This is a genomic window from Sphingomonas sp. 179-A 2A2 NHS (genome assembly GCF_045371305.1).
Lineage (GTDB): Bacteria > Pseudomonadota > Alphaproteobacteria > Sphingomonadales > Sphingomonadaceae > Sphingomonas.
The window spans coordinates 276,195-300,715 of record NZ_JBIQDE010000001.1 but is presented as its reverse complement, the minus strand read 5'-3'; the positions used below and the strand labels follow the sequence as shown (position 1 = coordinate 300,715).

22 protein-coding genes are annotated in these 24,521 nt (G+C 66.1%); 11 read left to right on the top strand and 11 right to left on the bottom strand.

The window, feature by feature from the left end; translation table 11 throughout:
- Positions 1 to 67 precede the first annotated feature (67 nt).
- Together metC and ACH0AE_RS01440 are read right to left on the bottom strand one after the other, a co-directional pair.
- Positions 68 to 1,276: a cystathionine beta-lyase gene (metC, locus tag ACH0AE_RS01445; protein ID WP_406875385.1), complete on the bottom strand. Its 1,209-nt coding sequence runs from the start codon at positions 1,274 to 1,276 to the stop codon at positions 68 to 70.
- Entirely contained in the window at positions 1,273 to 2,109 is an 837-nt protein-coding gene (locus ACH0AE_RS01440; RefSeq protein ID WP_294442226.1) for a sulfurtransferase, read from the bottom strand. The genes metC and ACH0AE_RS01440 overlap by 4 nt, the downstream gene beginning before the upstream one ends.
- 91 nt (positions 2,110 to 2,200) lie before the next feature.
- Here ACH0AE_RS01440 and queF point away from each other — a divergent pair, with 91 nt between their 5' ends.
- The 3 genes from queF to ACH0AE_RS01425 all read left to right on the top strand — a co-directional run bounded on the left by queF (position 2,201) and on the right by ACH0AE_RS01425 (position 6,375).
- Entirely contained in the window at positions 2,201 to 2,644 is a 444-nt protein-coding gene (gene queF, locus ACH0AE_RS01435) for a preQ(1) synthase (protein ID WP_294442271.1), read from the top strand.
- A 125-nt stretch (positions 2,645 to 2,769) separates the two neighbouring features.
- The gene (locus ACH0AE_RS01430; RefSeq protein WP_294442225.1) at positions 2,770 to 5,037 is read left to right on the top strand and encodes a glycosyltransferase family 4 protein; all 2,268 of its coding nucleotides are present in this window, start codon (positions 2,770 to 2,772) and stop codon (positions 5,035 to 5,037) included.
- A 54-nt stretch (positions 5,038 to 5,091) separates the two neighbouring features.
- On the top strand, positions 5,092 to 6,375 hold the full coding sequence (locus ACH0AE_RS01425; protein ID WP_294442224.1) for a glycoside hydrolase family 130 protein: 1,284 nt from the start codon (positions 5,092 to 5,094) through the stop codon (positions 6,373 to 6,375).
- Here ACH0AE_RS01425 and ACH0AE_RS01420 read toward each other — a convergent pair.
- Positions 6,368 to 8,317 (bottom strand): OPT family oligopeptide transporter, encoded by a 1,950-nt coding sequence (locus ACH0AE_RS01420; RefSeq protein WP_294442223.1) that lies wholly within the window; start codon positions 8,315 to 8,317, stop codon positions 6,368 to 6,370. The two genes, ACH0AE_RS01425 and ACH0AE_RS01420, sit on opposite strands and share 8 nt — an antisense overlap.
- A 217-nt stretch (positions 8,318 to 8,534) precedes the next feature.
- Between ACH0AE_RS01420 and ACH0AE_RS01415 the strand changes: the two genes are divergently transcribed.
- Positions 8,535 to 8,834, top strand: coding sequence for a PspC domain-containing protein (locus ACH0AE_RS01415; protein WP_294442222.1), 300 nt, complete (start codon positions 8,535 to 8,537; stop codon positions 8,832 to 8,834).
- Positions 8,835 to 9,062: 228 nt separating this feature from the next.
- On the top strand, positions 9,063 to 10,349 hold the full coding sequence (locus ACH0AE_RS01410; protein WP_294442221.1) for a homoserine dehydrogenase: 1,287 nt from the start codon (positions 9,063 to 9,065) through the stop codon (positions 10,347 to 10,349).
- A 28-nt stretch (positions 10,350 to 10,377) separates the two neighbouring features.
- Here the strand turns inward: ACH0AE_RS01410 and ACH0AE_RS01405 are convergent, their stop codons facing one another.
- The 3 genes from ACH0AE_RS01405 to ACH0AE_RS01395 all read right to left on the bottom strand — a co-directional run bounded on the left by ACH0AE_RS01405 (position 10,378) and on the right by ACH0AE_RS01395 (position 11,766).
- The gene (locus ACH0AE_RS01405) at positions 10,378 to 10,716 is read right to left on the bottom strand and encodes a DMT family protein (RefSeq protein WP_294442220.1); all 339 of its coding nucleotides are present in this window, start codon (positions 10,714 to 10,716) and stop codon (positions 10,378 to 10,380) included.
- Between the two features lie 32 nt (positions 10,717 to 10,748).
- Positions 10,749 to 11,234 (bottom strand): hypothetical protein, encoded by a 486-nt coding sequence (locus tag ACH0AE_RS01400; protein WP_294442219.1) that lies wholly within the window; start codon positions 11,232 to 11,234, stop codon positions 10,749 to 10,751.
- Positions 11,235 to 11,418: 184 nt separating this feature from the next.
- Entirely contained in the window at positions 11,419 to 11,766 is a 348-nt protein-coding gene (locus tag ACH0AE_RS01395; protein ID WP_294442218.1) for a DNA primase, read from the bottom strand.
- A gap of 134 nt (positions 11,767 to 11,900) precedes the next feature.
- Between ACH0AE_RS01395 and ACH0AE_RS01390 the strand changes: the two genes are divergently transcribed.
- On the top strand, positions 11,901 to 12,380 hold the full coding sequence (locus tag ACH0AE_RS01390; protein ID WP_294442217.1) for a hypothetical protein: 480 nt from the start codon (positions 11,901 to 11,903) through the stop codon (positions 12,378 to 12,380).
- 100 nt (positions 12,381 to 12,480) lie between these two features.
- Positions 12,481 to 13,437 (top strand): isopenicillin N synthase family oxygenase, encoded by a 957-nt coding sequence (locus ACH0AE_RS01385; protein ID WP_294442216.1) that lies wholly within the window; start codon positions 12,481 to 12,483, stop codon positions 13,435 to 13,437.
- A gap of 71 nt (positions 13,438 to 13,508) precedes the next feature.
- Here the strand turns inward: ACH0AE_RS01385 and ACH0AE_RS01380 are convergent, their stop codons facing one another.
- Positions 13,509 to 14,117 carry a L,D-transpeptidase family protein gene (locus ACH0AE_RS01380; RefSeq protein ID WP_294442215.1) on the bottom strand — a complete coding sequence of 203 codons (609 nt, stop codon included), beginning with the start codon at positions 14,115 to 14,117 and terminating at the stop codon, positions 13,509 to 13,511.
- A 279-nt stretch (positions 14,118 to 14,396) separates the two neighbouring features.
- On the opposite strand from ACH0AE_RS01380, the gene ACH0AE_RS01375 reads away from it, so the two are divergent.
- Positions 14,397 to 15,029, top strand: a complete 633-nt coding sequence (locus ACH0AE_RS01375) for a murein L,D-transpeptidase catalytic domain family protein (protein WP_406875433.1) — start codon at positions 14,397 to 14,399, stop codon at positions 15,027 to 15,029.
- On the opposite strand, the gene ACH0AE_RS01370 is transcribed toward ACH0AE_RS01375, so the two are convergent.
- The 3 genes from ACH0AE_RS01370 to ACH0AE_RS01360 are packed head-to-tail and all read right to left on the bottom strand — an operon-like array spanning position 15,011 to position 18,865.
- A complete protein-coding gene (locus ACH0AE_RS01370; RefSeq protein ID WP_294442213.1) occupies positions 15,011 to 16,075 on the bottom strand; it encodes a glycosyltransferase family A protein in 1,065 nt (354 codons plus the stop codon). The genes ACH0AE_RS01375 and ACH0AE_RS01370 overlap by 19 nt on opposite strands.
- Positions 16,072 to 18,543, bottom strand: coding sequence for a DegT/DnrJ/EryC1/StrS family aminotransferase (locus ACH0AE_RS01365; RefSeq protein ID WP_294442212.1), 2,472 nt, complete (start codon positions 18,541 to 18,543; stop codon positions 16,072 to 16,074). Before ACH0AE_RS01365 ends, ACH0AE_RS01370 begins: the two co-directional genes overlap by 4 nt.
- A 43-nt stretch (positions 18,544 to 18,586) precedes the next feature.
- Positions 18,587 to 18,865: a chorismate mutase gene (locus ACH0AE_RS01360; RefSeq protein ID WP_294442211.1), complete on the bottom strand. Its 279-nt coding sequence runs from the start codon at positions 18,863 to 18,865 to the stop codon at positions 18,587 to 18,589.
- A gap of 221 nt (positions 18,866 to 19,086) precedes the next feature.
- On the opposite strand from ACH0AE_RS01360, the gene rpsD reads away from it, so the two are divergent.
- Positions 19,087 to 19,701, top strand: a complete 615-nt coding sequence (gene rpsD / locus ACH0AE_RS01355) for a 30S ribosomal protein S4 (RefSeq protein WP_294442210.1) — start codon at positions 19,087 to 19,089, stop codon at positions 19,699 to 19,701.
- 79 nt (positions 19,702 to 19,780) lie between these two features.
- Here the strand turns inward: rpsD and ACH0AE_RS01350 are convergent, their stop codons facing one another.
- Positions 19,781 to 21,754, bottom strand: coding sequence for a S9 family peptidase (locus ACH0AE_RS01350; protein WP_294442209.1), 1,974 nt, complete (start codon positions 21,752 to 21,754; stop codon positions 19,781 to 19,783).
- Between the two features lie 120 nt (positions 21,755 to 21,874).
- On the opposite strand from ACH0AE_RS01350, the gene ACH0AE_RS01345 reads away from it, so the two are divergent.
- Positions 21,875 to 23,515, top strand: a complete 1,641-nt coding sequence (locus ACH0AE_RS01345) for a M28 family metallopeptidase (RefSeq protein ID WP_294442208.1) — start codon at positions 21,875 to 21,877, stop codon at positions 23,513 to 23,515.
- Positions 23,512 to 24,477, top strand: a complete 966-nt coding sequence (locus tag ACH0AE_RS01340) for an agmatine deiminase family protein (RefSeq protein WP_294442207.1) — start codon at positions 23,512 to 23,514, stop codon at positions 24,475 to 24,477. The genes ACH0AE_RS01345 and ACH0AE_RS01340 overlap by 4 nt, the downstream gene beginning before the upstream one ends.
- Positions 24,478 to 24,521: the final 44 nt, after the last annotated feature.

Below are 24,521 nucleotides of genomic sequence, written 5' to 3'. Positions count from 1 at the left end.
CGGCAGCGGGGCAATATGATATGACGCCCCGGGCGACGGCCCGGGGACTTGTCCAACGATGCGGTTCTTAGCCGCGGGCTGCGGCGAAGCGCTTCAGCCCTTCTTCGAGATCCGCGATGAGATCGGCCGGATCCTCGAGCCCGATCTGGAGCCGCACCAGCGGGCCGGCGAAGCTGGGCGCGGTCGCAGTGCGATAACGCTGTGGATCGACGGGGATCGCGAGGCTTTCGAACCCGCCCCAGGAATAGCCGATTCCGAAATGGACGAGGCCATCGATCAGCGCCGCGCGCGCCGCCTCGTCCCCGCCTGAGAGAACGAAGGAGAATAGCCCGCTCGATCCGCGGAAATCGCGGGCGAACAGGTCGTGGCCTCGGCACGTCTCCAGCGCAGGGTGGAGCACGCGATCCACCTCCGGCCGGGTTTCCAGCCAGCGCGCGATCTGAAGTGCGCTTGACTGATGCTGGGCGAGGCGCACCGCCATGGTGCGAAGCCCGCGCGCGCCAAGCCAGGCGTCGTCGGGGCTGGCGACCTGGCCAAGCTGGAAGCTCGTCTCGCGCAGCTTGCGCCAGTGCGAAGGCGCCGCTGTCACGCTGCCGAGCATCACGTCCGAATGGCCGACGACATATTTGGTGCAGGCGAGGATCGAGAGATCGACGCCATGCTCCAGCGCGCGGAAGTGGAGCGGCGTCGCCCAGGTATTGTCGAGGATCGCCGTCACGCCGCGTGCCTTGGCCGCCGCGGTGATCGCGGGCACGTCCTGCACCTCGAAGGTGAGGCTTCCGGGGCTTTCCATGAAGATCGCGCGGGTCCGCTCGCCGATCATGTCCGCGATGCCGGCCCCGATCAGCGGATCGTAGAAGCGTGTCGTGATGCCGAAGCGTTTCAGCAGGCCATCAGCCATCGAGCGGGTGGGATCATAGGCCGAATCGACCAGCAGCAGCTCGTCACCCGGTGACAGGACGGAGAGGAGGGCGGCAGCGATCGCGGCGACGCCCGAGGGATAGAGGAAGGTCGCCTCTGCACCCGGCTCCAGTTCGGTCAGCGCATCGGCGAGGCTCCACTGCGTCGGTGCCCCGCGCCGGCCGTAGAACAGGCGGTGGTGGGTGTCCCGACCGCCAGCGGCGCGCAGTTCGGCGACCGAGCCATAGAGATGCGTCGATGCACGCCAGACCGGCGGATTGACCACACCTTGCGTCCATTCCGGGCGCCGGCCGGCGGCGACGACGCGGGTGGCATCGCCGATCGTGCGGTCAGCCGTGTCGCGATCCTTGCTCATGCGCCGCGCGCCTTCGGGGTGGCGGGATCCGCGCCCCATTCGGCCCAGCTGCCGTCGTAGATCGGCACCTCCCGGCCGAGCATATGCGCGGCAAAGGCGATGACTGCAGCGGTCACGCCGGACCCGCACGTGGCAACCATCGGCCGATCAAGGTCGATGCCGCCGTCGCGGAACACCGCCTCCAGTTCATCGCCGCGCTTCCAGCTGCCGTCGGCGTGAAAGAAGCGGGCGTAATGGAGGTTGGTGGAACCGGGTATGTGGCCGGGTTCCACGCCGGGGCGCGGCTCGGGCTCGGCGCCGGCGAAGCGGCTGGGGGAGCGAGCGTCGACGATCTGCTCGCTACCGCTCGCCAGCGCTGCCTTCATCTGCGCCAGGTCGCGGATGCCGGCGCCGCGATCCCGTACCGTGATGTGCCTCGGCTTCGGCGCCGCGTCGCCCGTAGCCATCGGCCGGCCTTCGGCTTGCCACTTTGCGAAGCCGCCATCGAGCAGCGCAACATCGGTAAGCCCGAAGCTGCGCAGCATCGCCCAGCCGCGCGCGGCCGTGTGGTGCGGCGAGTTGTCGTAGAGGACGATGCGCGTGCCATCGCCGAGACCTAGCCGACCCATGCGGCTGGCGAACTTCTCGGGCGGAGGAAGCATCATCGGTACGTCGGCGGCGGCATCGACGATCTCGGCAAGGTCGAGGAACACCGCACCAGGGATGTGCGCGGCGCGGAACTCCGCGGCGGCGTCCCGATGCTCGGTGGGGAGGAACCAGCTGCAGTCGGCGATGCGCAGATCGGGCGCGCCGCTTTGAGCGGCGAGCCATTCAGTCGAAACGAGGGCGTCCATGAGCGCCTTCTTAGTCTCATGCGGCGCGTTGTCGAAGGGCGGCGCACCGGTGAACTGGCGCGGGCGGGCGCTCGCGCCTATCTGGCGGCGCATGACACTCCACCTCGGCAAGAATTCCGCGCTGCCCACCTCTCCGGAAGAAGCGGTGCTGGACTATGTTCCTAATCCCCGCCTGGGACGCACCTATCTGGTCCGCTTCGTGACGCCCGAGTTCACGTCGCTGTGCCCGGTGACCGGCCAGCCGGATTTCGCGCACATCGTGATCGACTACGTGCCGGGCGAGACGATCGTCGAATCGAAATCGCTGAAGCTGTTCCTCGGTAGCTTCCGCAACCACGCCGCCTTTCACGAGGATTGCACCGTGGGCATCGGTGAACGGCTGGTGGCGGAAATGGCGCCGCGGTGGCTGCGCATCGGCGGCTACTGGTATCCGCGTGGCGGGATTCCGATCGACGTTTTCTGGCAAACGGGCGCGCCGCCGGCCGACCTGTGGGTGCCCGACCAAGGCGTCCCCTCGTATCGCGGTCGCGGCTGATCCCGCTTTTATTTCAGAATCTTGTTGCGGTGCATCAAACGCCGCAACCTTCCTGCCCCTTACCCGTTGTCCGGAACGTGAACGCCCTGTGAATGGCGTTCCGTAAACAGCGAAGGCATTAGAGGATGAACGACACGGTCGAAACGAACACCGTCGCGCGTATCGCGCTCATCGGCAATTTCCTGCCCCGCAAGTGCGGGCTGGCGACGTTCACGACCGACACGTTCAATGCTCTGAAAAGCCGCTATCCGGATCTGGCGGTGGACGTCTATGCGATGGACGATCACCCCGGGCGTTACGATTATCCGCCCGAAGTCACCGACACGATCCCGCAGCAGGACCGTGCGGCGTACCTGGATGTCGCGCGCAAGATCGAGGCTTCAGGCGCGCAGGCGATCTGGGTGCAGCACGAATATGGCATCTACGGCGGCGCGGCGGGTGAATTTATCCTGGCGCTGCTCGATCGCACCACGCTGCCGTTAATCGTTACGCTTCACACCGTGCTTGAAAAGCCGAGCGCGGATGAGCGCGCGGTGATGGAGGGGCTGCTGCGGCGCGCGTCGAAAGTGATCGTTATGGCCGAGCGCGGCGGTGAGATCCTGACGCGTGTCTACGGCGCGAATCCGCGCTCGATCGTCAACATTCCGCACGGCGTGCCCGATCGCCTGTTCGCCGACCCCGCGACGTTCAAGCCGCGCTTTGGCTGGGAAGGCCGCCGCGTCATCCTCACCTTCGGTCTGCTCGCGCCCGGCAAGGGCATCGAGACGGTGATCGAAGCGATGCCGGAGGTGGTCGCGAAGCATCCGGATGCGACCTACGTCGTGCTCGGCGCGACGCACCCCAATCTGGTGGCGCATGAAGGCGAGAAATACCGCGACAGCCTGAAGGCGCTCGCACGGTCGAAGGGCGTCGAGCACAATGTCGCGTTCATCGATGCCTTCGTCGAGCAGGACGATCTGATCGACTATCTCCAGGCGTCCGACCTCTATGTTACGCCGTATCTGAACCCGGCGCAGATCACGAGCGGCACGCTCTCCTATGCCGTGGGCGTCGGCAAGGCGGTGATTTCCACGCCCTATGTCCATGCGACCGAGATCTTGGCGGACGGGCACGGCGTTCTCGTGGACTTCCGCGATTCGGCGGCGATCGCTCAGGCGATCAACGACCTGCTCGGCAATGACGATCGCCGGATCAAGCTGTCCCAGCGCGCTTATGATCGCGGACGGACGATGACCTGGTCGCGCGTCGCGGAGCGGGCGATAGGCGAGATCGAGCAGATCGTCGCGACGAAGCCGGCGCGGATTGCCGCCCCGTCGGCGATGAAGCCGCTGGACCCTGACATCTCGGCGGTCGAGCGGATGAGCGATTCGACCGGCATGCTCCAGCATTCGATCTACTCGGTGCCGGACCGCCGCCATGGCTATTGCATCGACGACAATGCGCGCGCGCTCATCCTGATGTGTGCGATCGACAAGCTGGACGAGACGGTGCGCGACAAGTGGACGACGGTATACGCCTCGTTCGTCCAATATGCCTGGAACCCGGAGAAGCGCCGCTTCCGCAACTTCATGAACTTCGATCGCACGTGGTGCGAGGACGTCGGCTCCGAGGATTCCAACGGCCGCGCATTGTGGGCGCTTGGCGTCACTGCGCGTGACGCACGTTCGCGCAAGCACCGCGACTGGGCGACGATGATGTTCGACATGACGGCAAGCCTCGCGTTCGAGCTGGGCAGCCCGCGCGCGCAGTCGTTCGCCATGCTGGGGGCGGCTGCGATGCTCGAGGCGTCGCCCGGCCACCAGCTTGCCCGCTCGATCCTGGAGCGATTCCCGAACGAGCATCTCGCCCTGCTCGATACGGCGCGCCGCCCCGACTGGGTGTGGTTCGAGGTGGTGCTCGCCTATGACAATTGCCGCCTGCCCGAAGGTCTGATCCGCGCCGGCATGGCGCTTGGCCGCCGGGACGTGATCGAGCGCGGGCTCGAGACGCTGGAGTGGATCATCAGCAAGCAGAAGAACCCGGAGGGCCGCTTCCGCGCGGTGGGTTCGGAAAGCTTCGGCCGCGCTTATGCCGAGCCGCTGCCGTTCGATCAGCAGCCGCTCGAGGCGCAGGCGACGATCGATGCGTGCTGCGCGGCGTTCCAGGCCACCGGCGACGAGCGGTGGCGGGAGGAAGCGATGCGCGCTTACGGCTGGTACATGGGGCACAACGACCTCGACCTTCCGCTGGCGACGGCGCAGGACGGCGGCTGTTTCGACGGGCTGATGCCGACCGGCCTCAACCGCAACCAAGGCGCAGAATCGATTTTGGCGCTGCAATTGTCCAGCTGCGCCATTTCGGGGCTTTCAAAGGCCACCCAAGGCGTGGCAGGAACGCGGCGCGCGGTCGCATAAGCAACATTTGCGTCGGCGCATTGTTGTCCTGACGCCACCGCGAGGCTGCTTTCCTTGGATTTGTTCAATCATCAGCTTCGGCTGCAAGCCGATCCCTCACGCGTGGTGGTCCGCCCGTTTCATATCCCCTGGTCCGCGCTGAACGGCCAGGGACAAAGCCGTGCCGCGCGTATGGTGGCCGAAGTGCTTGCCATGTCGCCGATCCAGGCGAGCGAGCAACTGGCCGTCGTGCTGAAGGACTTCGAAGCGCGGCACTGGCAGACGCGCCGCGTGTTCATGACCCGGTTCGAGGAAGTGGCCGGTCAGCACGGGCTGAAGGATGCCGACATCGGTGACGAGAAGCGGCAGCTGATCGGGGCCTATTTCTGCCATGAATACAGCTATGCCGCTGCGGCGCTGATGAACCCGAGCGCGGTGGCGCACCCCGATCAGTCCGGCATGCCGCCGGGATCGCAGCGCATCCTGATGAGCCTGCGGGCGGTAGGCGAGGGGCATATCTCGTCCGTCGCCTTCCGCGAGGGGATCATCACCGACGAGAACCAGCTGAAGCTGGCGCCCGAACCGCCCTTCGCCACGGCCGCGGATGCCCATGGCCTCGACAATGACGAGACGCCCAGCGGGCCGGTGACGGTTCATCGCAACCGCGACTCGACCCTGTCGGGCACCGTCATCTTCCCGATCACCGAGGCGCAGTCGAAGGGGTTGGAAGACCTGCGGCTGGTGCAGTTCACCCACGACGACGGCTCGGTCGAATGGCTTGGAACCTACACCGCCTATAATGGCGCGAAGATCCAGTCCGAGCTGATGCGGACGCGCGATTTCCGGTCCTTCGATCTTGTGCCGATGAGCGGTTCGGCGGCTCGCAACAAGGGCATCGCCCTGTTCCCAAGGACGGTGAACGGCGAATATCTCTCGATCGGCCGGCAGGACGGGGAGAATCTCTATCTGCTTCGCTCCGACCGCCTTGATCACTGGGACGACGGTGAGCTGATCTTGAGCCCGATGTACCCGTGGGAGCTGGTGCAGATCGGCAATTGCGGGCCCCCCATCGAAGTGGACGAGGGCTGGCTGCTGCTGACCCATGGCGTTGGCGCGATGCGCAAATATTCGATCGGCGCGGCGCTGCTCGACAAGCGCGATCCGTCCAAGGTGCTCGGGCGGACGAAGGAGCCGATCCTGGCCGCCGCCGATCAGGACCGTGAAGGCTATGTGCCGAACGTCGTCTATACCTGCGGCGCGATGCGGCACGGCAACAAGCTGTTCATGCCTTATGGCATTGCGGACAGTTCGGTCGGCTTCGCCTTCGTCGAGATCGACAAGCTGCTCGCGCTCATGTGAGCGCCGCGCGGCGGGTGTTGCGATATAGCAAGGCGATCAGCGCCGCGAACAGCAGCGTCCCGCCGATCAGCGCGACGGGCAGGAAGCCCTCGCCGACCAACGCCAGCGGCGCATCGCTGCCGCTGGCGGCGACGATGCCGGCGAAGGCAACGCCCCACAGGCTTTCGCCGACGATCATGCCCGTCGCGGTCAGCGTGCCGAAACGGCGCGTGCGCTCGGGATCGTCGGTGCGCTCCGCCCAGCGCTCGTACGCCGCGCCGACCAGGGCGCCCAAGACGACCGGCAGGATCACCGACATGGGCAGGTAGATCGCGATGCCCACCGCGAGCGGCGGCAGGCGCAACCTGCCGGCCTTGCCGAGCAGTTCGTCGAGGATGATGAAGATCACGCCGGCGACCACGCCCCAGCCGAGCATCGACCAGTTGAGGCTTCCGCCAAGCACACCCTTGGCGAGCGAGGAGATGAGACCGGCCTGAGGCGCCGCCAACGCGTTCGGTCCTGCGCCCGGCGCGCCGGCGAAACCGAAGGCGGTATTGAGCAGGTCGAGCACCGGCGGCACGACGATCGAGCCGAAGAAGACGCCGATGATCAGCGCCACCTGCTGCTTCCAGGGCGTCGCGCCGACCAGCTGGCCGGTCTTCAAATCCTGCAGATTGTCGTTGGCGATCGTCGCGATGCCGAAGACGATCCCGGTGACGATCAGCGCGTAGGCGACCAGAGCCGCGGTGGTGTCTTCAGCCAGTCCGCGACCGAACAGCCCGATGAGGAGCAGCGAGGCGGCGATGATCGACAGGATGCCGATGCCCGAAACGGGCGAGTTCGACGCGCCGATCAGGCCCGCCATATAGCCGGTGACAGTGGCGATCATCACGCCGATGACGAGGATGAAGAGCAAGGCGCCAGCGACAAGGATCGCGGCGGATCCGGCGATCGGCCCGACGCTGGCAACGCTCCACAACAGCCACGCGATCGGCACCAGCAGCGCGAGCGAGACCCCGCCGACGATGCCGATCGGCAGATCCTGTTCCTCGATCGCCAGTGCCTCACCGGCGTGGCGCGCGCGGCTGGAGGCAAGCGCGGACGTGACGCCGCCGACGACCGGGCGGGCGATCCGCAGCAATGTCCAGAGCGCAGCGACGCCGATCACGCCGGCGCCGAAGAAGCGCACATCCTGCCGGAAGACGGTGCCGGCCCAGGCTTCGACGTCGCCCGCCATTGGCTGGGCCGCGGTGAGGATCGGCAGCAGGATGAACCAAGCGGTGATGAGCCCGGCAAGCTGCGCCATGCCCACTGACAGCCCGACGAGGTGACCGACGCCGAACAGCGCGAAGGAGAGGCCGCCGGACAGGCCAGTCGCGCCACTGCCGACGCGAAACCAGGTGGAGACCTCGGCCGCGGCCAGCCGCATCTGCGTGAGGATTGCAAAGCCGGCCGAGGCCAAGCTGCCGGCGACGAGCAGCCGCAGGCCAGCAGCGCTTTCCGCGGCGCCTTCACGTGAGCCCGATCCGATATGGAGCACCTCTGCGGCCGCGCGCCCCTCGGGATAGGGAAGATCGCTTTCAACCACCAAAGCGCGGCGCAAAGGCACGGAGAACATCACACCCAGCGTGCCGCCGAGCGCGGTGATCCCGGCGGTGAGGAGAAACGGAAAACCCTGCCACCATCCGATGATGACCAGCCCCGGCAGCACGAAGATGATCGCCGCGAGCGTCCCGGCGGCGCTCGCGATCGTCTGGACGATATTGTTCTCAAGGATCGTCGACCCGCTGAAGTGCCGCAGGATCGCCATCGAGATCACCGCGGCCGGGATCGAGGTGGCGAAGGTGAGGCCGACCTTCAGCCCGAGATAAACGTTCGCTGCGGTGAACAGCAGCGTGATGATCCCGCCGAGCAGGACCCCGCGAAAGGTGAGTTCGGCCACGGCCTTGGTCGGATTGGTCATGACGGGAGGTGTTGCAGATTATTGCTGCGGCACAAGGGGCTGGTTGGCTGGCGTATTTCACCAAGAGATAGCGCGGTTTCCGACCTTGCGCCTCGGACGCATAACCGTCGCCTCTTCTAAGTAGCGGTAAAGATACGAAAAACAGGTTTGGCATGGAGGCTGCAAGGCGCCGGGCATGAACGGCGAGCGCCGTGCCAGTCGATCGGAGCCAAGGACCATGACCACCAACAGCAAGCCGCTTTCCACCCCGAAGGACAATCTGCTCGGCATCTGCAACGCGCTGGGCGAGGATTTCGGCTTCAATCCGCTGTGGCTTCGCCTCGCGCTAGGCGCCGCCTTCGTGCTTCAGCCCGTCGGCGTCGTGGTGAGCTACCTCGCGCTGGGGCTGGTGGTTCTGGTATCACGCCTCGCCTTCCCGAGTTCTGCCAAACCGAAGCAGCAGCAGGTGGCTCTACCGCAGGCGCCGGACCGAGCGGCGGCCGAAGACGGCGAGATGGAATATGCCAAGGCTGCCTGAGCGGCTGACGGCGCGCCCAAAAAAGATGCCCAGCATCGCCAAGTAGCGGTGCCGGGCAGGTTGCCCCTGTTTTACCATGGGCTTGGGTCGCCTGATCTCATTGCGTTGCGCGCGACATATTCACATCCCCCGAATGGGGTATGGCAAAAGAAAATTGCCGCGGGCCGCGGTATCGACACTCTCGCCGCAAGCCCGTAGGCGGCAGCCGCGTGCAACTGAGGGATTGAGATGGCGGACGCATTGCGAGTGGCATTGGCTGGGCTGGGCACGGTGGGCGGCGGGGTAATCCGCGTCCTGGAGACCAACCGTGAGCTGATCACTCGGCGTGCCGGGCGGCCGATCGAGATTGTCGCCGTGTCAGCGCGGGACCGCAGCAAGGACCGCGGCGTCGACATCAGCGGCTATGAATGGGTCGATGATACGACGGCGCTTGCGCGCTGTGACGCGGACGTCGTGGTCGAGCTGGTGGGCGGTGCCGACGGCCCCGCGCTCGCGCTGGCGCGTGCGACGCTCGGTGCCGGCAAGGGGCTGGTCACGGCGAACAAGGCAATGCTCGCTCATCACGGGCTTGAGCTTGCGGAAGCCGCGGAAGCCGCCGGCGCGCCGCTCAAGTTCGAGGCGGCGGTGGCGGGCGGCATCCCGGTGATCAAGGGACTGCGCGAAGGTGCGGCCGCGAACGCCATTGCGCGGGTTTACGGCATCCTCAATGGCACGTGCAATTTCATCCTCAGCAAGATGGAAGCGGAAGGTCGCGACTTCGCCGAAGTGCTCGCCGAGGCGCAGGCGCTTGGCTATGCCGAGGCGGACCCGTCGTTCGACATCGATGGCGTGGACGCGGCGCACAAGCTGTCGATCCTGGCCTCGATCGCCTTCGGTACCAAGCCAGCCTTCGGTGATGTGGCCGCGAGCGGGATCAGGCATGTCATCGCGGCCGACATCGCCGAGGCGGCGGCGCTGGGCTATCGCGTCCGCCTCGTCGGCGTGGCGGAGGCCGGCGCGGACGGGCTGTTCCAGCGCGTCCACGCCCATCTGGTGCCGCAGGATCATCCGCTGGCGCATGTCACCGGATCGACCAATGCGGTGGTGGCGGACGGCAACTTTGTCGGCCGGCTGCTGTTCCAAGGCGCGGGGGCAGGTGACGGCCCGACCGCAAGTGCGGTCGTCGCCGATCTGATCGACATTGCACGCGGCGAGTTCGGCCCGCCATATGCGATGCCGGCAACGTCGCTGGTGGCGGCGCCCGCCGCCGCGCCGGACACGCGACGTGGGCGCGCTTACCTGCGCTTCATGGTTGCCGACCGAGTGGGTGTGCTGGCCGAGATTGCGGCGGCGATGCGCGATGCCGGCGTCTCGATCGAGAGCCTGATCCAGCGCGGCGCGGCGGCGGACGGCACGGTGCTGGTCGCGATCGTGACGCACGAGGCGCCCGAGGCGAACATCGCAGCGGCGCTGGAGCGGCTTCGCGGATCGCAGAGCCTCGCCGGCGAGCCGCTCTGGATGCATATTCTCGACTAAGGATCGGCTGGGCGGCCCAAAGTGGCGCTCAGTTCCGCCCGGCGAACATGAATGCGGCCGCGCCGACGAGGCAGACGAAGGCGCCCGCGTGGCGCCAGCTCAGCTGTTCACCGAGCACCAGCACCGCAAAGGCGCCGAACACCAGCAGCGAGATCACCTCCTGCGCAATCTTGAGCTGTCCGCCAGACCAACCGCTGGCGAAGCCGATCCGGTTGGCGGGGACGGCGAAGCAATATTCGACGAGCGCGATGCTCCAGCTCAACAGGATCACCACGTGGAGCGGCTTCGACATGCCGCCCTTCAGATGCCAGTACCAGGCGATCGTCATGAAGACGTTCGAGACGACGAGCAGCGCGAGGGTCGGCATGTCGGCGCCATAGCCTCCGCCGGAGGCGGCAGCTAGTCGCCCGGCGTCGGAGTCGTCGTCGCCGTTGTCGGCCGCGGCTTCAAACCGGATACATAGATCCGCCAGCGGCGCTGCGCCGCCGTTGCGCCGTCAATGTCGGCGGCGCGATGAAGCGTCACCGGACCGTCCATGGCGAACGGCGCCCCATCGCGAAGCGTGCCGCGCACGGTGACCGGGATGGTGATGTACCGCTGGCCAGCACCGGCATCGATCCGGCCCGGCGGGCCAAGCTGCGCACTGAGATCGCGGTACTTGTTGAACGAAGCAGCGAACGCATCCGGCGTCATGCCGGAGGCTTGGCCCTCCCGATCCCACAGGTTCCAGGCCTCCCGGAACTGCTTGCGCGCGATCAGCGCATAATAATCGCGCAGCACCTGTGCCGCTGCCTCGGCGCCATCCTCCGCCGGTTCAGCTTCGGGAAGCCCCGGAGTTTCGGCGGTCGCCGATGCGGGTGTCGGCGCGCCAACAGCATTGGACACACCTGAGTTCGCCAAGCCAGGTGCGGTCGGCGTGGCCGCCATCGGCAGGGATTGCTGGCTATCGATCGACCCTTGCGCCGTGCGCGCAGCGTCGCCGATATCGACCTCCTCGGTGGTCGGCTGCCTGGAGCAGGACGCAGCGAGGAGGACGCATGCCGCGGCGACGGCGCTGGCGGCCGGGCGGTTACGGATTGAGCGCCGTATCGTCCTCGTCGTCGATGTCCTCGTCCTCGTTGATGGTGCCATCGTCGAATTCATCCTGGACCACATCTTCATCGATGTCGTCCTCATCCTGATCTGCATCATCGTCCTGTTCCGCGACTTCGCCGTCGAGCATCTGCAGATCGTCCTCGTCATCGTCCTCATCATCATCGAGGCCGACGTCCGGATCGAGATCCGTGATGATCGTCCCGTCGCTCGGGCCGTCTCGCGTCGCTTCCAGGATTTCGGCGCGCTGCGCCTCGTCATAGCCGTCTTCGTCGAAGGGGCCGCCGTCGCCCGAGCCGAAGTTCGTCACTTGATGGCCACCCATGATCATTCTCCTGCTGACCAAGGCGCGAACGGCTGTGAGGGCGGGGCGGTTCCGGCAAAAGCCGCTCAGTACTCGGGGCTTGCGACAGGCCGCTCAGAGGGCTAGTGTGTTACACTCGTAATACGGAGATTGAGATGCGCTTCTATATCGTTCCGGCGCTGGCCATCGCTGCGACGCTGGGCGCATGCGGTCAGCGTGACGGGGAGGGCACGACGGTGTCGATCGATGCCGGCAACGGTGCGGCGCGCGTGGATGGCAGCACCGGCGAGGTGACGCTGGACACACCGCTGATCAAGGGATCGATCAAGCTGCCGAAGCTCGACCTCACCGCCGACAATTTCGAGATTGGCGGGGTGCATCTGTTTCCGGGCACCCGCATCGGAGCGATGAACGTCAATGCGAAGGGCGATGAGGATGGCGTGGTGCGGCTGTCGTTCGATAGCCCGGCAAAGCTGGAGACGGTGCGCGACTGGCTGCGCAGCGAGTTCGAGAAGGCCGGCACCAAGGTGGAAGTGCAGGGTGACACGCTGAGCGGCACGACCGATGGCGAGCGTTTCCGAATCGATCTTAAACCCGCGGGCGACCGGGCGATGGGAACGGTGACGATCGGCTGACGACGCGCGAGCGGCCGATGACGGGCGGTGACGGACTGGCGGGGTTCAGGCGGGCGGCGTATACGCCCGCCATCCATAAAGTTCGACAAAGGCTGGTGTAATGCTCGACTCGCCGTTGGCCCAGGTGCCGACGCTTAGCCTCGCCGATCAGGCGCGCGACCCGGAGCGGTTCGCGGCGGATCTGGGGGGCTCCTTCCGCCGGTTCGGCTTCGCCGTGGTGGCCGACCATGGCGTGCCGCAGGGTCTGATCGACCGCGCCTGGGCGGCGACCGAGGCGCTTTTCGCGCTGCCCGAGGAAGAGAAGCGCGGCTATTTCATCGAAGGCGGCGGGGGAGCGCGTGGCTACACCCCGTTCAAGACCGAGATCGCCAAGGACGCCAAGCACGTCGACCTGAAGGAGTTCTGGCACGTTGGGCGCGAACTGCCCGAGGGGCACAAGTTCGCGGCGGACATGCAGCCCAATGTATGGCCGGCCCGGCCTGAAGGGTTCAAGGAGACGTTCGTCGAGCTGTTCAGCGCGTTCGATACGGCGGGCGACAAGCTCCTCTCGGCGGTCGCACGGCATCTTGGCCTGGCGCCCGATTGGTTCGACCCCGCAGTGAAAGACGGCAACTCCGTGCTCCGCCTGCTTCACTATCCGCCGATCCCTGCCGATGCGGAGGGCGTGCGGGCCGGAGCGCACGAGGACATCAACCTCATCACGCTGCTTCTGGGCGCGGAAGAGGCGGGCCTTGAGTTGCTGGATCGCGATTCGGGCAAGTGGCTCGCGGTGAAGCCGCCCGAGGGCGCGATGGTCGTCAACGTCGGCGATATGCTGCAGCGGTTGACCAACCATGTGCTGCCATCGACCACGCACCGCGTGGTCAACCCGCCGCCGGAGCGCCGCGGTCACTCACGCTATTCGATGCCGTTCTTCCTGCATCCAGTGCCCGACTTCCTGATCAAGACGCTGCCGCAGACGATCACGAGCGACAATCCGAACCGTTACCCGACGCCGATCACCGCCCAGAATTATTTGACCGAGCGGCTGATCGAGATCGGCCTGCTGAAGAAGTAATCACGACGGCCCCGCGCCCAGGTGTTCCGATACGCTGAACGCCAGGGTGCGGGGCCGATCTCCCACACCGGTCACTTGCTGGCGAGGAAGGTGTTGAGATCCTTCTGCGTACTTGCATTCGCCGCGGCCGTCATCTGAGCGTCACTGCGCGGCGCCGGCATGCCATCCATGTACGACAGATCCGTCACTTCCACCGTTGCGCCCATCTCGGTGGCTGCGAACAGCTTCTTGGCGAAGCTGGTGGGAACGCGGATGCAGCCGTGCGAGGCGGGGAATCCCGGGTTCTTGCCGGCGTGGATCGCCACGCCATCCCACGTCAGCCGCTGCATGTAAGGCATGGGCGCGTTGTCGTAGAGATTGGAGTGGTGCATCTGCTTCTTCTGCAGGATGGTGAAGACGCCAACCGGGGTCTCCTTGCCTTCCTTGCCGGTCGAGACGGTCGATACGGCGACTAGCGTATCACCGCGATAGACATAGGCCTTCTGGTCCGGGATGCTGATCAGGAGGCTGACCGGGCCGGCAGCCACATCCTCCTCCCACAGATACTTGCCCGGGGTCAGGCTGGCAGCGGCCTCCACCAGAGCTACGCTACCGGCATTGGCGGTCTGCGCCAGGCTGGGCGTCGAAACAAAGGCTGCCGTCGTCAGGGCAGCCGCCATCATAGCGCGAATCATGCGCATGTGCGTCCCTCTTTCTCGATGTCCGAGCCCTCATTGCGGGGCTGTCAAGTGGTAAAACGCACTATCTCGAATTTGGTGCCATGCGACGAACGGAAGGGTTTGCACGGCGGATGAAGCAAGCATCGGGCCAGATTGGGCCCGCATGGGCAGATCGTTCACCATTTCCGTGTTATGAACGACTTACCGGGTATGGGGACTTCAGGATCAATGCTCACGATGCGTGAAAAGGCGCCGACTCGACGCGGCTTGCTCAAGACGGCCGGCGCGCTCGCCGGTGCGATGGTGCTGCCGGATGCAGTATCCGCCGCGATGCGGGCGACCGAATCAGGATCGGCACAGCTGCCGTCATCTTCGCTGGCACCTGTGCGCCCCACGCCGAAGGTGACGCCGAGCTCGCCACGCGTCGTGTCCCCTGATCTAATGCGCAAGGCGCTGGCTGCGCTGGAGCGCCATGGCAACCGCATCGCGCTGCGCGATCGGATCGTCATCGCGGACTTTTCGGCACCCTCGTCGCAGCGTCGCTTCCATTTCATCGATCTCGTCAACGGATCGAGCGTGTCGAAGCTGGTCGCGCACGGCAGCGGCTCGGACCCGGCGCATAGCGGATACCTGCAACGCTTCTCCAACCAGAACGGCTCGAACGCGTCGTGTGAGGGCGCCTTCCTCGCGTCCGACTATTATGTCGGCAAGCACGGCCGCTCGCAGCGGCTGATCGGGCTTGATCCCACGAACGACAATGCGCTCGCGCGGGCGATTGTCGTGCATGGCGCCTGGTATTCGAACGCCGACATGCTGCAGAAGCACGGTCGGCTGGGGCGTAGCCAGGGTTGTTTCGCAGTGGGCGAGAACGAACTGGCCGAAGTGTTCCAGCGTCTCGGGCAGGGCCGGATGATCTACGCCGCCAAGGTGTAACGACGCTTGATGCTGCGGGCGCTGCCGATCAGGCGCGCCCACAGCAACTGCTCGATGCCTGCGTGGCCAAGGCCGAGGTGTGGCGGCCGCACTCGTATCGCGTCGCTCAGGGTTATCGTGCCGGCGCGCAGCGAGGCGCGTGATACCGCGGCCCAGCGACGCGCGGTTGCCCAGCGGATCATGCGCAGATCGGCGTCGCTGACGTTCCGCTCAGCGAGAAACGCCTCCTGCAGTCGACCCAGGTAGGTGCCAAGTCGTGCAAGCGTCGCCCGGTCGGGCACGGGCTGGCCGTGCATCAGATGTTCTACCACCAGCGCCGCTGCTTGCTCCGCCTCATCGCCCAGGACCGGCATATAGGCCGCGCCAAGCACTCGCCGCGCATTGGCCAGCATGATGCCCTCGTAGCGCTGCGATGCGCCGCCGGCGTGGCGGCGGTAGGCCAGCAGCGGCTCGTCGATCCGCGCAATGTCGCCATAAGCGGAGAGCCGATGGTAGAGATCGAAATCCTCGGCGTAGAGAATGTCGGGGCGGGTGAAGGGATGGAGCCGTCGCGCCACATCGGCCCGGACCATCACCGACGACCAGACGAACGGGTTCTCGATCCGGATCAGCCAGCCGAGCAGGCCCGGCGTCGTATGAGCGACATGCGGCGAGGGGAGAAGGCGCGCGCCTTCCAGGACTTCGGTCGCGGTGGCGACAAGAACCACGTTGGGGTTGGCATCAAGATAGGCCAGCTGGCGCGCGAAGCGGCTCGGCAGGCACAGGTCGTCCTGATCGAGACCCGCGATGTACCGGCCGCGCGCCTCGGCAAAGGCGCGGTTGCGTGCACGGACTGGCCCGCCATTCTCGTCGAGCGCGATGACGCGAACGCGCGGGTCGGGCCAGGAACGCAGCACGTCGAGCGTGCTGTCGGTCGAACGATCGTCGACCACGATCACTTCGAAATCGGTGAACGTCTGGCGCTGCAGGGAAGCAAGCGTCGCGGGCAGCAGTTCGGCGCCGTTATAGGCCGCCATGATGACGCTGATCGCGGGCGCTGCGGTCACGCCGCTGCCCTTGCCCGATCTGCCAGCAGCTGATCGACGATCATCATGCCGACGTCGTTCTGCCACAGCCATAGCCCGTTGGCCTGGCCGACGAAGCTTGCCTCGCCGCCGAGGCGACCATGCGGCACGAAGCCGGCAGCAAGGCCGATCCCGTAGAGGCCCGGGATCGCTGCACCGGCGGGATCCCGCACGCGGCACAGATCGTCGACCATGGGCGCTCCGCTATGGGCGGCAAGCGGAAGCAGCGAACCGTCGGCTTGCTCAAGAGGCAGGGCGCGCGGGCGATACCCAAGCGCGGCGATGACGATATCGGCACGGCGGACGATCTCGCGGGCCGCTTCGTCGTCACCCGTGACGCGGTGAGTTGCGACGCGGGGATCTGGCTCGCGGCCATCGATGGCCAGCATGCGCAGGACGAGTTCGCGCGCTTCGAGGCGGAAGCCGGCGAGGCGATATACGAAGCCCGAGACCGGGCACATGTCGTCCGGGCCGAAATCGGTGAAGCCCTCTGCGTGAGCGGCCTCCACCGAATGATAGAAGGGGCGGAGCGGGCGGCGGTGCAGCAGGGTGATCGCGCCGGCGCTGAACGGCAGTGCCGGCCGCTCCCGCAGCAGAAGAGCGACGGTTGTCAGCGCGCTGGTCGAGCCACCAATCACCGCCACGCGCGGCGCGCGCCTGCCGGAGAGAAGATCGGTGACCATCTCGAATCCGCCGCGGGTGAGAACGGAGTCCGACTGTAGCAGGCGATCCGCCGCAAGCTCGAGGAGCGGGGCGCCGGCGAACCGCTGCTCGACCAGGCGCGTGAGCGGCTGATGCCCGCCCGTCGCGATCACGAGGTTGCGCGCCAGCCGTTCGGTATCGCGGTGGGTTGCCACATCACGGATGCGCACGCGCCAGATGCCGTCCTGCTGCCGTGCCGAGACGACTTCCTGGCCAGTCAGCACCGTTCCGCCATTCGCCTCGACCGTCATATGCAGCCGGTCACCGATGGCGCGGAGCAGCGGGCCCACCTCTGCCAGCGGCACGCCGAGCGAGTCGCGATGCCGGGCGACCGCGAGCGCCGCGGGGTGATTGGCAAGTGCGGCGATCGCCGGATCGGGATTGCCCTCGATCGCGGTCAGGAAGGTCTGCGCGGTCGAGTCCGACGTGATCGAATAGCGGCCGAGCTGGCCACCGCCGATCGCCTGATCACGCTCCACGATGACGAGGCCGCGCGACAGTTCGGGCAGCAGGCCGTGGCGGCTTGCGGCGGTCAGCATGGCAGTGCCAGCCGGCCCGCCGCCGACGATCAGCGTCTCGGCCACGGGTGGCGGCGCGTCACGCGACGTCCGGCGTGAGGGGCGGGCGACGGCCCGATCCAGCGCCGCGACGACTTCCGCCACATCCTCGATCGCCATCGTGTCGGAAAGCGGGAGGGAGAGAAGGCGGCTGCCGACCATGTCCGCGACCGGCGTCTCCTCTATCTGCGCGACGCTGCGGACCCAGGGCTGCTCGCCCAGGTGCGGGCTGAAGTACTTGCCGGCGCCTACGCCTTCGCGCCCGAGCCGGGCGATGATCTCGTCGCGCTCGTGCGTATATTCGGACGGCAGGAGCAGCGGGAAGAAGCCCAGCGCCTGGCGTCCTGCCTGCCGTGGCTGGATGCGATAGCGGTCCCCGATCAGCTCGCGATAGGCGAGCGCCAACTGATCGCGGTGGCGCGCCACGCGGGCGAAATCATCGAGCCGCGCCTGCGCCATCACCGCCATGGCCTCCGGCAGCTTGGCGTTGAGGCCGGGCAGGGTCGCGGTGCGCGGCGCGGTGAAGCCGAAGTTCGCCATGGCGCGCAGCCGCTCGATCCGATCGGCATCCGCGCAATGGATGAGGCCGCCTTCGGCCGTCGCGAACGGCTTGGTCGCGTGCATCGAGAAGACGACCGGGAAGGGCGCGCCCGCCCCGAAGCCGACGCCTTGCGCATCGGTTGTGCCGAGCGAGGCGGCAGCGTCGATGACGACGGCAACGCCATAGCGGCGAGACAGCCAACGATAACGATCGAGGTCGATGCCGTAGCCAAAGGTAGCGTACGGCACCACCGCTGCGACCTGCGCTCCATAGCGGGCGAGCAGGCGTTCTTCTTCGTCTGCGGCGGCGCCCCAATCGTCTGCATCGATATCGCAGACGAGCGGCGTCAGACCGGCCCACCACGCGGCTTGCGCGGTCGCCGCGAAGGTCATCGCGGGCATGATCGCGAAGCGGCCCGCCGGCCCGTCGCTGACCGCATCGCGCAATGAGATCATGAGGCCGAGCGTGGCGTTTGCCACCGCCAGGCAGGCACCCCGCCCGCCGAACAGGCGCCGCGTGGCGTCCGCCTCGAACGCACGAAGCTCCGGCCCGTTGTTACTGAAGATGCCGGATTGCTCGACACGCGTCAGCGCCTCGACCATGCTCGACAGGCGCGGCGGATGCGGCGCAATCAACGGCAGTTTCTTCATCGGACGGTCCCTGTCTCCCGTCCGATGCTTTGCCGATTACGGCCTAATAGTTGGTTACCCGCCGGTCATATTCGGCAAGTTCATAGGCGATCGACGCCTCAACCAAGTCGTTCCACAATTGCGCGATTGCTTCGCCGGGAAGCCCGGCGGCTTCCGCGGCAGCTCGGGCATTGGCGATGACTTGTGCCTTGCGTCCTTCGTCGCGCACGGCATCACGGGTTGGCTTGATGCGCGCCGCGGCATCCATGTAATCGAAGCGCCGACGGAGCAGCGCGATGAGTTCGCGGTCGACCTGGTCCACGCCTGCGCGTACCTCGGCCATCGTGGTGCATTCTTGTCCGGGAAGGATCATTGCCCGGCTGTGGCGGTACAGGGCGCGGCTGTCCAGCGCCACCTTGCCTACCTTGACTCCGTGCGGCCCTGCGGCTAGGCGCGCCGCTTCGCGATCGCCCCTGCATCCCGGTGAAGCAGGCGGCCTGCCCGTGCCCCGCACGGTCGGTGCGATACCGGGACCAACGTTGTTAGCAAATCGAAGGAAAGACGATGTCGAAGCGCCATAGCGCCAAGCACAAGCTCGACCGCCGTTTGGGCGAAAACATCTGGGGTCGTCCCAAGAGCCCGGTCAACAAGCGCGAATATGGCCCCGGCCAGCACGGCCAGCGCCGCAAGGGCAAGGTGTCGGACTACGGCATCCAGCTGCGCGCGAAGCAGAAGCTGAAGGGCTATTACGGCGACGTCACCGAGAAGCAGTTCCGCCACTGCTACGACGAGGCTGCCCGGATGAAGGGCGATACCTCGCAGAACCTGATCGGCCTGCTTGAGCGCCGCCTCGACATGATCGTGTACCGTGCGAAGTTCGCGCCGACGATCTTCGCAGCGCGTCAGCTCGTCAGCCACGGCCACGTCTATGTGAACGGCGTGAAGTGCAACATCGCGTCGCGCCGCTGCGCGGTGAACGACGAGATCACGATCGGCAAGAAGGCGCAGGAAATGGCGCTGGTGCTCGAGGCGCAGAGCCTCGCCGAGCGCGACGTGCCTGACTATGTCGTGCAGGACGGCACCACCAAGGTCACCTTCATCCGCGTGCCGACGCTGGACGAAGTGCCGTACCCGGTGAAGATGGAACCGAACCTCGTGGTCGAGTTCTACAGCCGCTGATCCTGACGGCGCCGGCAGCCGCCGGTGCCTCCATCGGTCGCAAAAAAGGGCGGTCCCGCGGGGCCGCCCTTCTTCGTTTCTAGAGCCCCAGCGTCATGCGCAGGAATGTATCCGATTTGTCGAGCATCTCGGTGCGCGCCGTGGAATCATTCAGCGAATGGGCGAGCCCCTTATATTCAACGAGCTCGACCTTCTTGCCCGCATCCTTCAGCCGATCAGCCATGAGGCGCGAGTGCCCGATGCGGACGTTCTGATCCCGGTCACCGTGGAACATCAGGACCGGCGCCTTGATCCCGCTCGCCAGCCGTGCCGGAGACCCCTCGCGGACGTGCGCGCCGGTCCCGATGAATTTATCGACCAGCTTGAAGTTCGTGTACATCTGCGAGTCCGTGCGCAGCTGCTCCAGATCAGTGACTGGCGCGATCGCGACGATCGCCTTAAAGAGGTCCGGATCGAGCGCGGGCGACTGTAGCGCCGCAAAGCCGCCGTAGGACCAGCCGACGATCGCGATCTTGCCCGGCGCAGCGATGCCCTGCGCCAACAGCCACTTTCCCCCGTCATTGATGTCGCCGATCGCGGTGCGCCACGATTGAAAGCCGTTCTTCTCGAACCACGCCTCGCCGTAACCGGACGAGCCGCGAAAATTGGGCTGGAGAACCGCATAGCCTCGCGCAGCGAAGAATTGCGCCAGCCAGTCGAACCCCCATTCGTCGCGCGCACTTGGCCCGCCGTGCGGCATGACGATTGCGGGCAGGCCTTTGCCCGTGCTGTTTGCCGGCAGGGTCAAATACCCCGGGATCATCGTGCCATCGGCGGCGCGATAGGTGATCGGCTTCATCTTGCCGAGGCCGAGAAGCGCGAGCTGAGGCCGGGCAGGCATGACCTCCTCGAGCTTCTTGGTGCCCTTGTCATAGATGTAATAAATGCCGGGATGGTCGTCGCTTGATGCGGAAAGCAGCAGCTGCTTTTCGTTCGCACTTGCATCGACGAACCGGATCTGCGGCAGGTTGGGGATGGCCCGCCCGAGCGACGTGGCGAGCGCCTTCAACTCGGGATCGAAAAAGGTGAACTCGCGCACTTCGCCAGCCCAACTTGCGCCGACGACACGTTGTTGACGGCCGATCTGGATCAGCCCGTCGACATCCACGCCAGGTCGCTCGACGACGATCTCTTTCTTCAAGCTCCCGTCAAGGTTGATCCGCACCAGCTTTTTGAAGCCGTCACTGTCATCGAAGCCATAAACGACGTTGAGATCGGGATCGACGGCATAGGGATTGAACCCTGCTCGCGCGTTCTGGGTGAGCTGAAACGTGCCAAGCCGCTCCCAGGTCCGTTCACCTGCCTTACGGTAACTATAAGCGATCGTCTCGCCGACGTATCCCCCGGTCGCGCTGGTCAGGAGCCCCATTACGCGCACCGTGCCGCGGCCATCGCTGATATATTCCACCGCCATCGGCTTTGGCGGCTCCACTGCGCGGCGGGCCAGCGTGATGGTATCAATGCTTTCGACGCCCAATCCCTCCGCGTCGCTGCCGAAGCGGCTGCCCGTGGTTTGTTCAGGCACGTGGGACCGGGTCACCAGAATGGAGCTCTCCTTCCCTTGGCCTCTCCAGTCGATGACATTGCCACCGTTCAACGTCGGGCCCAGCGAGCGTGACGATCCCGTCTGGGACAGCATTTTGGGGTTTGTGCCGTCCGCGTTGATCGCGATCAGGCGGGTGAAGCCGGTGAGAACACCCAAAGTCGTCGTGTCGCCATAGATCCGGCACACGATCCGAGAGTTCGTTGACCAATGGCAACGATCGAACCGCTCGGGATCGCCCGACACGCTCGTCACCGGCGTGATCGCCCCGCTTTCGAAATCCCCCACGACGAGCCGAGCGCCGCGCCCGCTGCTCGCCTCGACCATGGCCACGCGCTTGCCGTCGGGTGACAGGCTGATGTCCTGCACGAACTCGCGCGCACCGAACGCCTTTGCTTCCTTCGACGGCTCGGCTGCCGCCGGCACGGCGATAGCGCCGCTCAAAAGAGCGGCTGTCAAAACCTTACGCATCCCCCAAAACTCCCCCTTGTTTCACCAGCATAACGGAAGCGGGGGCGGTGCCAAGCCCGTCGCTTGCGCACCTGCACGGCCGCTGCCAAACAGCAGGGCAGTCATTCTGCCGGAGTACCCATGCGTTCCTTCGTTCTGCTTGCCCTGGCGGCGCTGCCGCTTCCCGTCGTTGCGCAGACCGCGCCCGCCATTTCCGTCGAGACGCTGAAGTCGGTCACCCAGGAACTGTCCTCGGACGCCTATGAGGGGCGCGCGCCCACTACAGCCGGCGAGGCGAAGACGATCGACTATATCGTCAAGCGCTTTGCCGCGGCCGGGCTGAAGCCGGGCAACAAGGGCCAGTGGACGCAGGACGTGCCGATGGTGGAGATTACTGCCAGGGACGTGACGCCGTTCACCGCGTCCGGCGGAAAGGCGCCAGTCACCTTCAACTATCGCACCGATATGGTGGCGGGCACGTATCGCGTCGTGCCGAAGGTGACGCTGAAGGACAGTGAGATCGTCTTCGTCGGCTACGGCATCAATGCGCCCGAAAAGGGCTGGAACGATTATGCCGGCCTTGATGTGAAGGGGAAGACGGTCGTCATCCTCATCAACGATCCGGACTGGCAGACGACCGCCGCCGGTCAGGACGCCGGGCCCTTCGAGGGCCGCGCGATGACCTATTATGGCCGCTGGACCTACAAATTCGAGGAAGCTGCACGGCAGGGCGCCGCGGGCGCGATCATCGTCCATGATACGGAGCCTGCCGCTTATGGCTGGTCTGTCGTCCAGTCGTCGTGGACTGGCCCGCAGTACAAGCTCGATGCGCCGGGCAATCACATGGACCAGAACGAGATGGTCGGCTGGATCCAGCTTGCCAAGGCGAAGGAACTGTTCGCCGCAGCGGGCAAGGATTTTGATCAGCTGTCTGCTGCCGCCAAGCAGAAAGGCTTCCGCGCCGTGCCGCTGGGCCTGAAGCTGTCGGGCAGCTTCTCGAACGACATCAAGCGGAGCATGTCGAAAAATGTCGTTGGCGTGCTGCCGGGTACCGCTGCGCCCGACGAGGTGGTGCTCTATTCGGGCCATTGGGATCATCTTGGCCGCTGTGATGCGGTAGATGGCGACGACATCTGCAACGGCGCGCTCGACAACGCCTCGGGGATCGCGGGGCTGGTCGCCACGGCGGAGGCTTACGCCAAGGCAGGGCCGGCGCGCCGCTCGGTCGCCTTCGTTGCCGTGACCGCGGAGGAGAGCGGGTTGCTTGGTTCCGAATATTATGCCCGCAATCCCGTGTTCCCGCTGGGCAAGACGGTTGGCGGCGTCAACATGGACGGGCTGAACGTGATCGGTGCGACGAAGGATTTCGAGATTACCGGCGCCGGCAAGTCCGAGCTTGAGGACATGGTGAAGCCGCTCGTCGCGGCGCAGGGCCGGACGATCGCGGCAGAGGCAACGCCGGAGAAGGGGCATTACTACCGCTCGGATCACTTCAGCTTCGCCAAGCTCGGCGTGCCGATGTTGTCGGCCGGCGGCGGCATCGATCTGGTCAAGGGTGGCGCGCTTGCCGGCAAGGCGGCAAGCGAGGATTACCTCAAGAATCGCTATCATGGCCCGAAGGATGAATATGATCCCAACTGGAACTGGGACGGCGCGGTCCAGGATCTGACGATCTATTATCAGCTCGGTCGCCAGCTTGCCGACGGAAACGCCTGGCCGAGCTGGTACTCCACCGCCGAGTTCAAGGCGATCCGTGACAAGTCCCGCAGCGAGGCGAAATGACCCACGCACCCAAGCCCGAATGGGCGCCGCACAAGGCCATTTGGATCGGCTTCCCCAGCCATCCGGAGCTGTGGCAGGAGGATCTCGATCAGGCGCGCGACGAAGTCGCCGCCTTCGCCGCAGCGGTGCACGCTGGCGGCAAGGGCGAGACGGTCTTGCTCGTTGCTGCTGACGAGGAAGCGGGCGAGGCGGCGCGCCGCCTTGCGCCGTTCGCCGATGTCGTCGTGGAGCCGTTCGGCGATATCTGGCTGCGCGATACCGGCCCGATCATCGCCGGTGACCGGGTGGCGCACAGCTTCCTCTTCAACGGCTGGGGCGGCAAATACGATCTGCCGGGCGATGACGACATTGGACAGCGGCTCGCCGCGCAGCGCGGCAAGCGGATCGAGCGTCATTCCTGGGTGCTGGAAGGCGGCGCAATCGACGGTGATGGTACCGGCCTGGTCGTGACGACCGAGCAATGCCTGCTGAACCCGAACCGCAATCCTAACCTATCGCGCAGCGACATCGAGGCGCGCCTCCATTCCGATCTTGGCTTCAACCGGGTGCTATGGCTCGGTGACGGCCTGCACAACGATCACACCGATGGCCATGTCGACAATCTCGCCCGTTTCGTAGGCGAGGGGCGCCTGGCGATCCCGGTCGGCGGGGAGAATGATCCCAATTGGCAGGTCTATGCCAATGCCGCCGAGCGCGCGCGCGGCGCTGGTGTGGAGGTGGTGCCGGTGCCATCGGCCGGCCGTGTGTTGCGCGATGGCGAGATCGTGCCTGCGAGCTACATGAACTTCTACATCGGCAATGCGAGTGTCGTCGTGCCCATCTATGGCGCGGCTGACGACGAGGCCGCGGTGCGGGAACTCCAGGCGATCTTCCCGGGTCGCAACGTCGTCGGCCTGCGGGCAGACGCGATCCTCACCGGGGGCGGCAGCTTCCACTGCATCTCGCAGCAGATCCCGGCCTGATCAGCCGGGATGGCGTTGGGCCCGGCGCCCGCCGGGCCCGACCG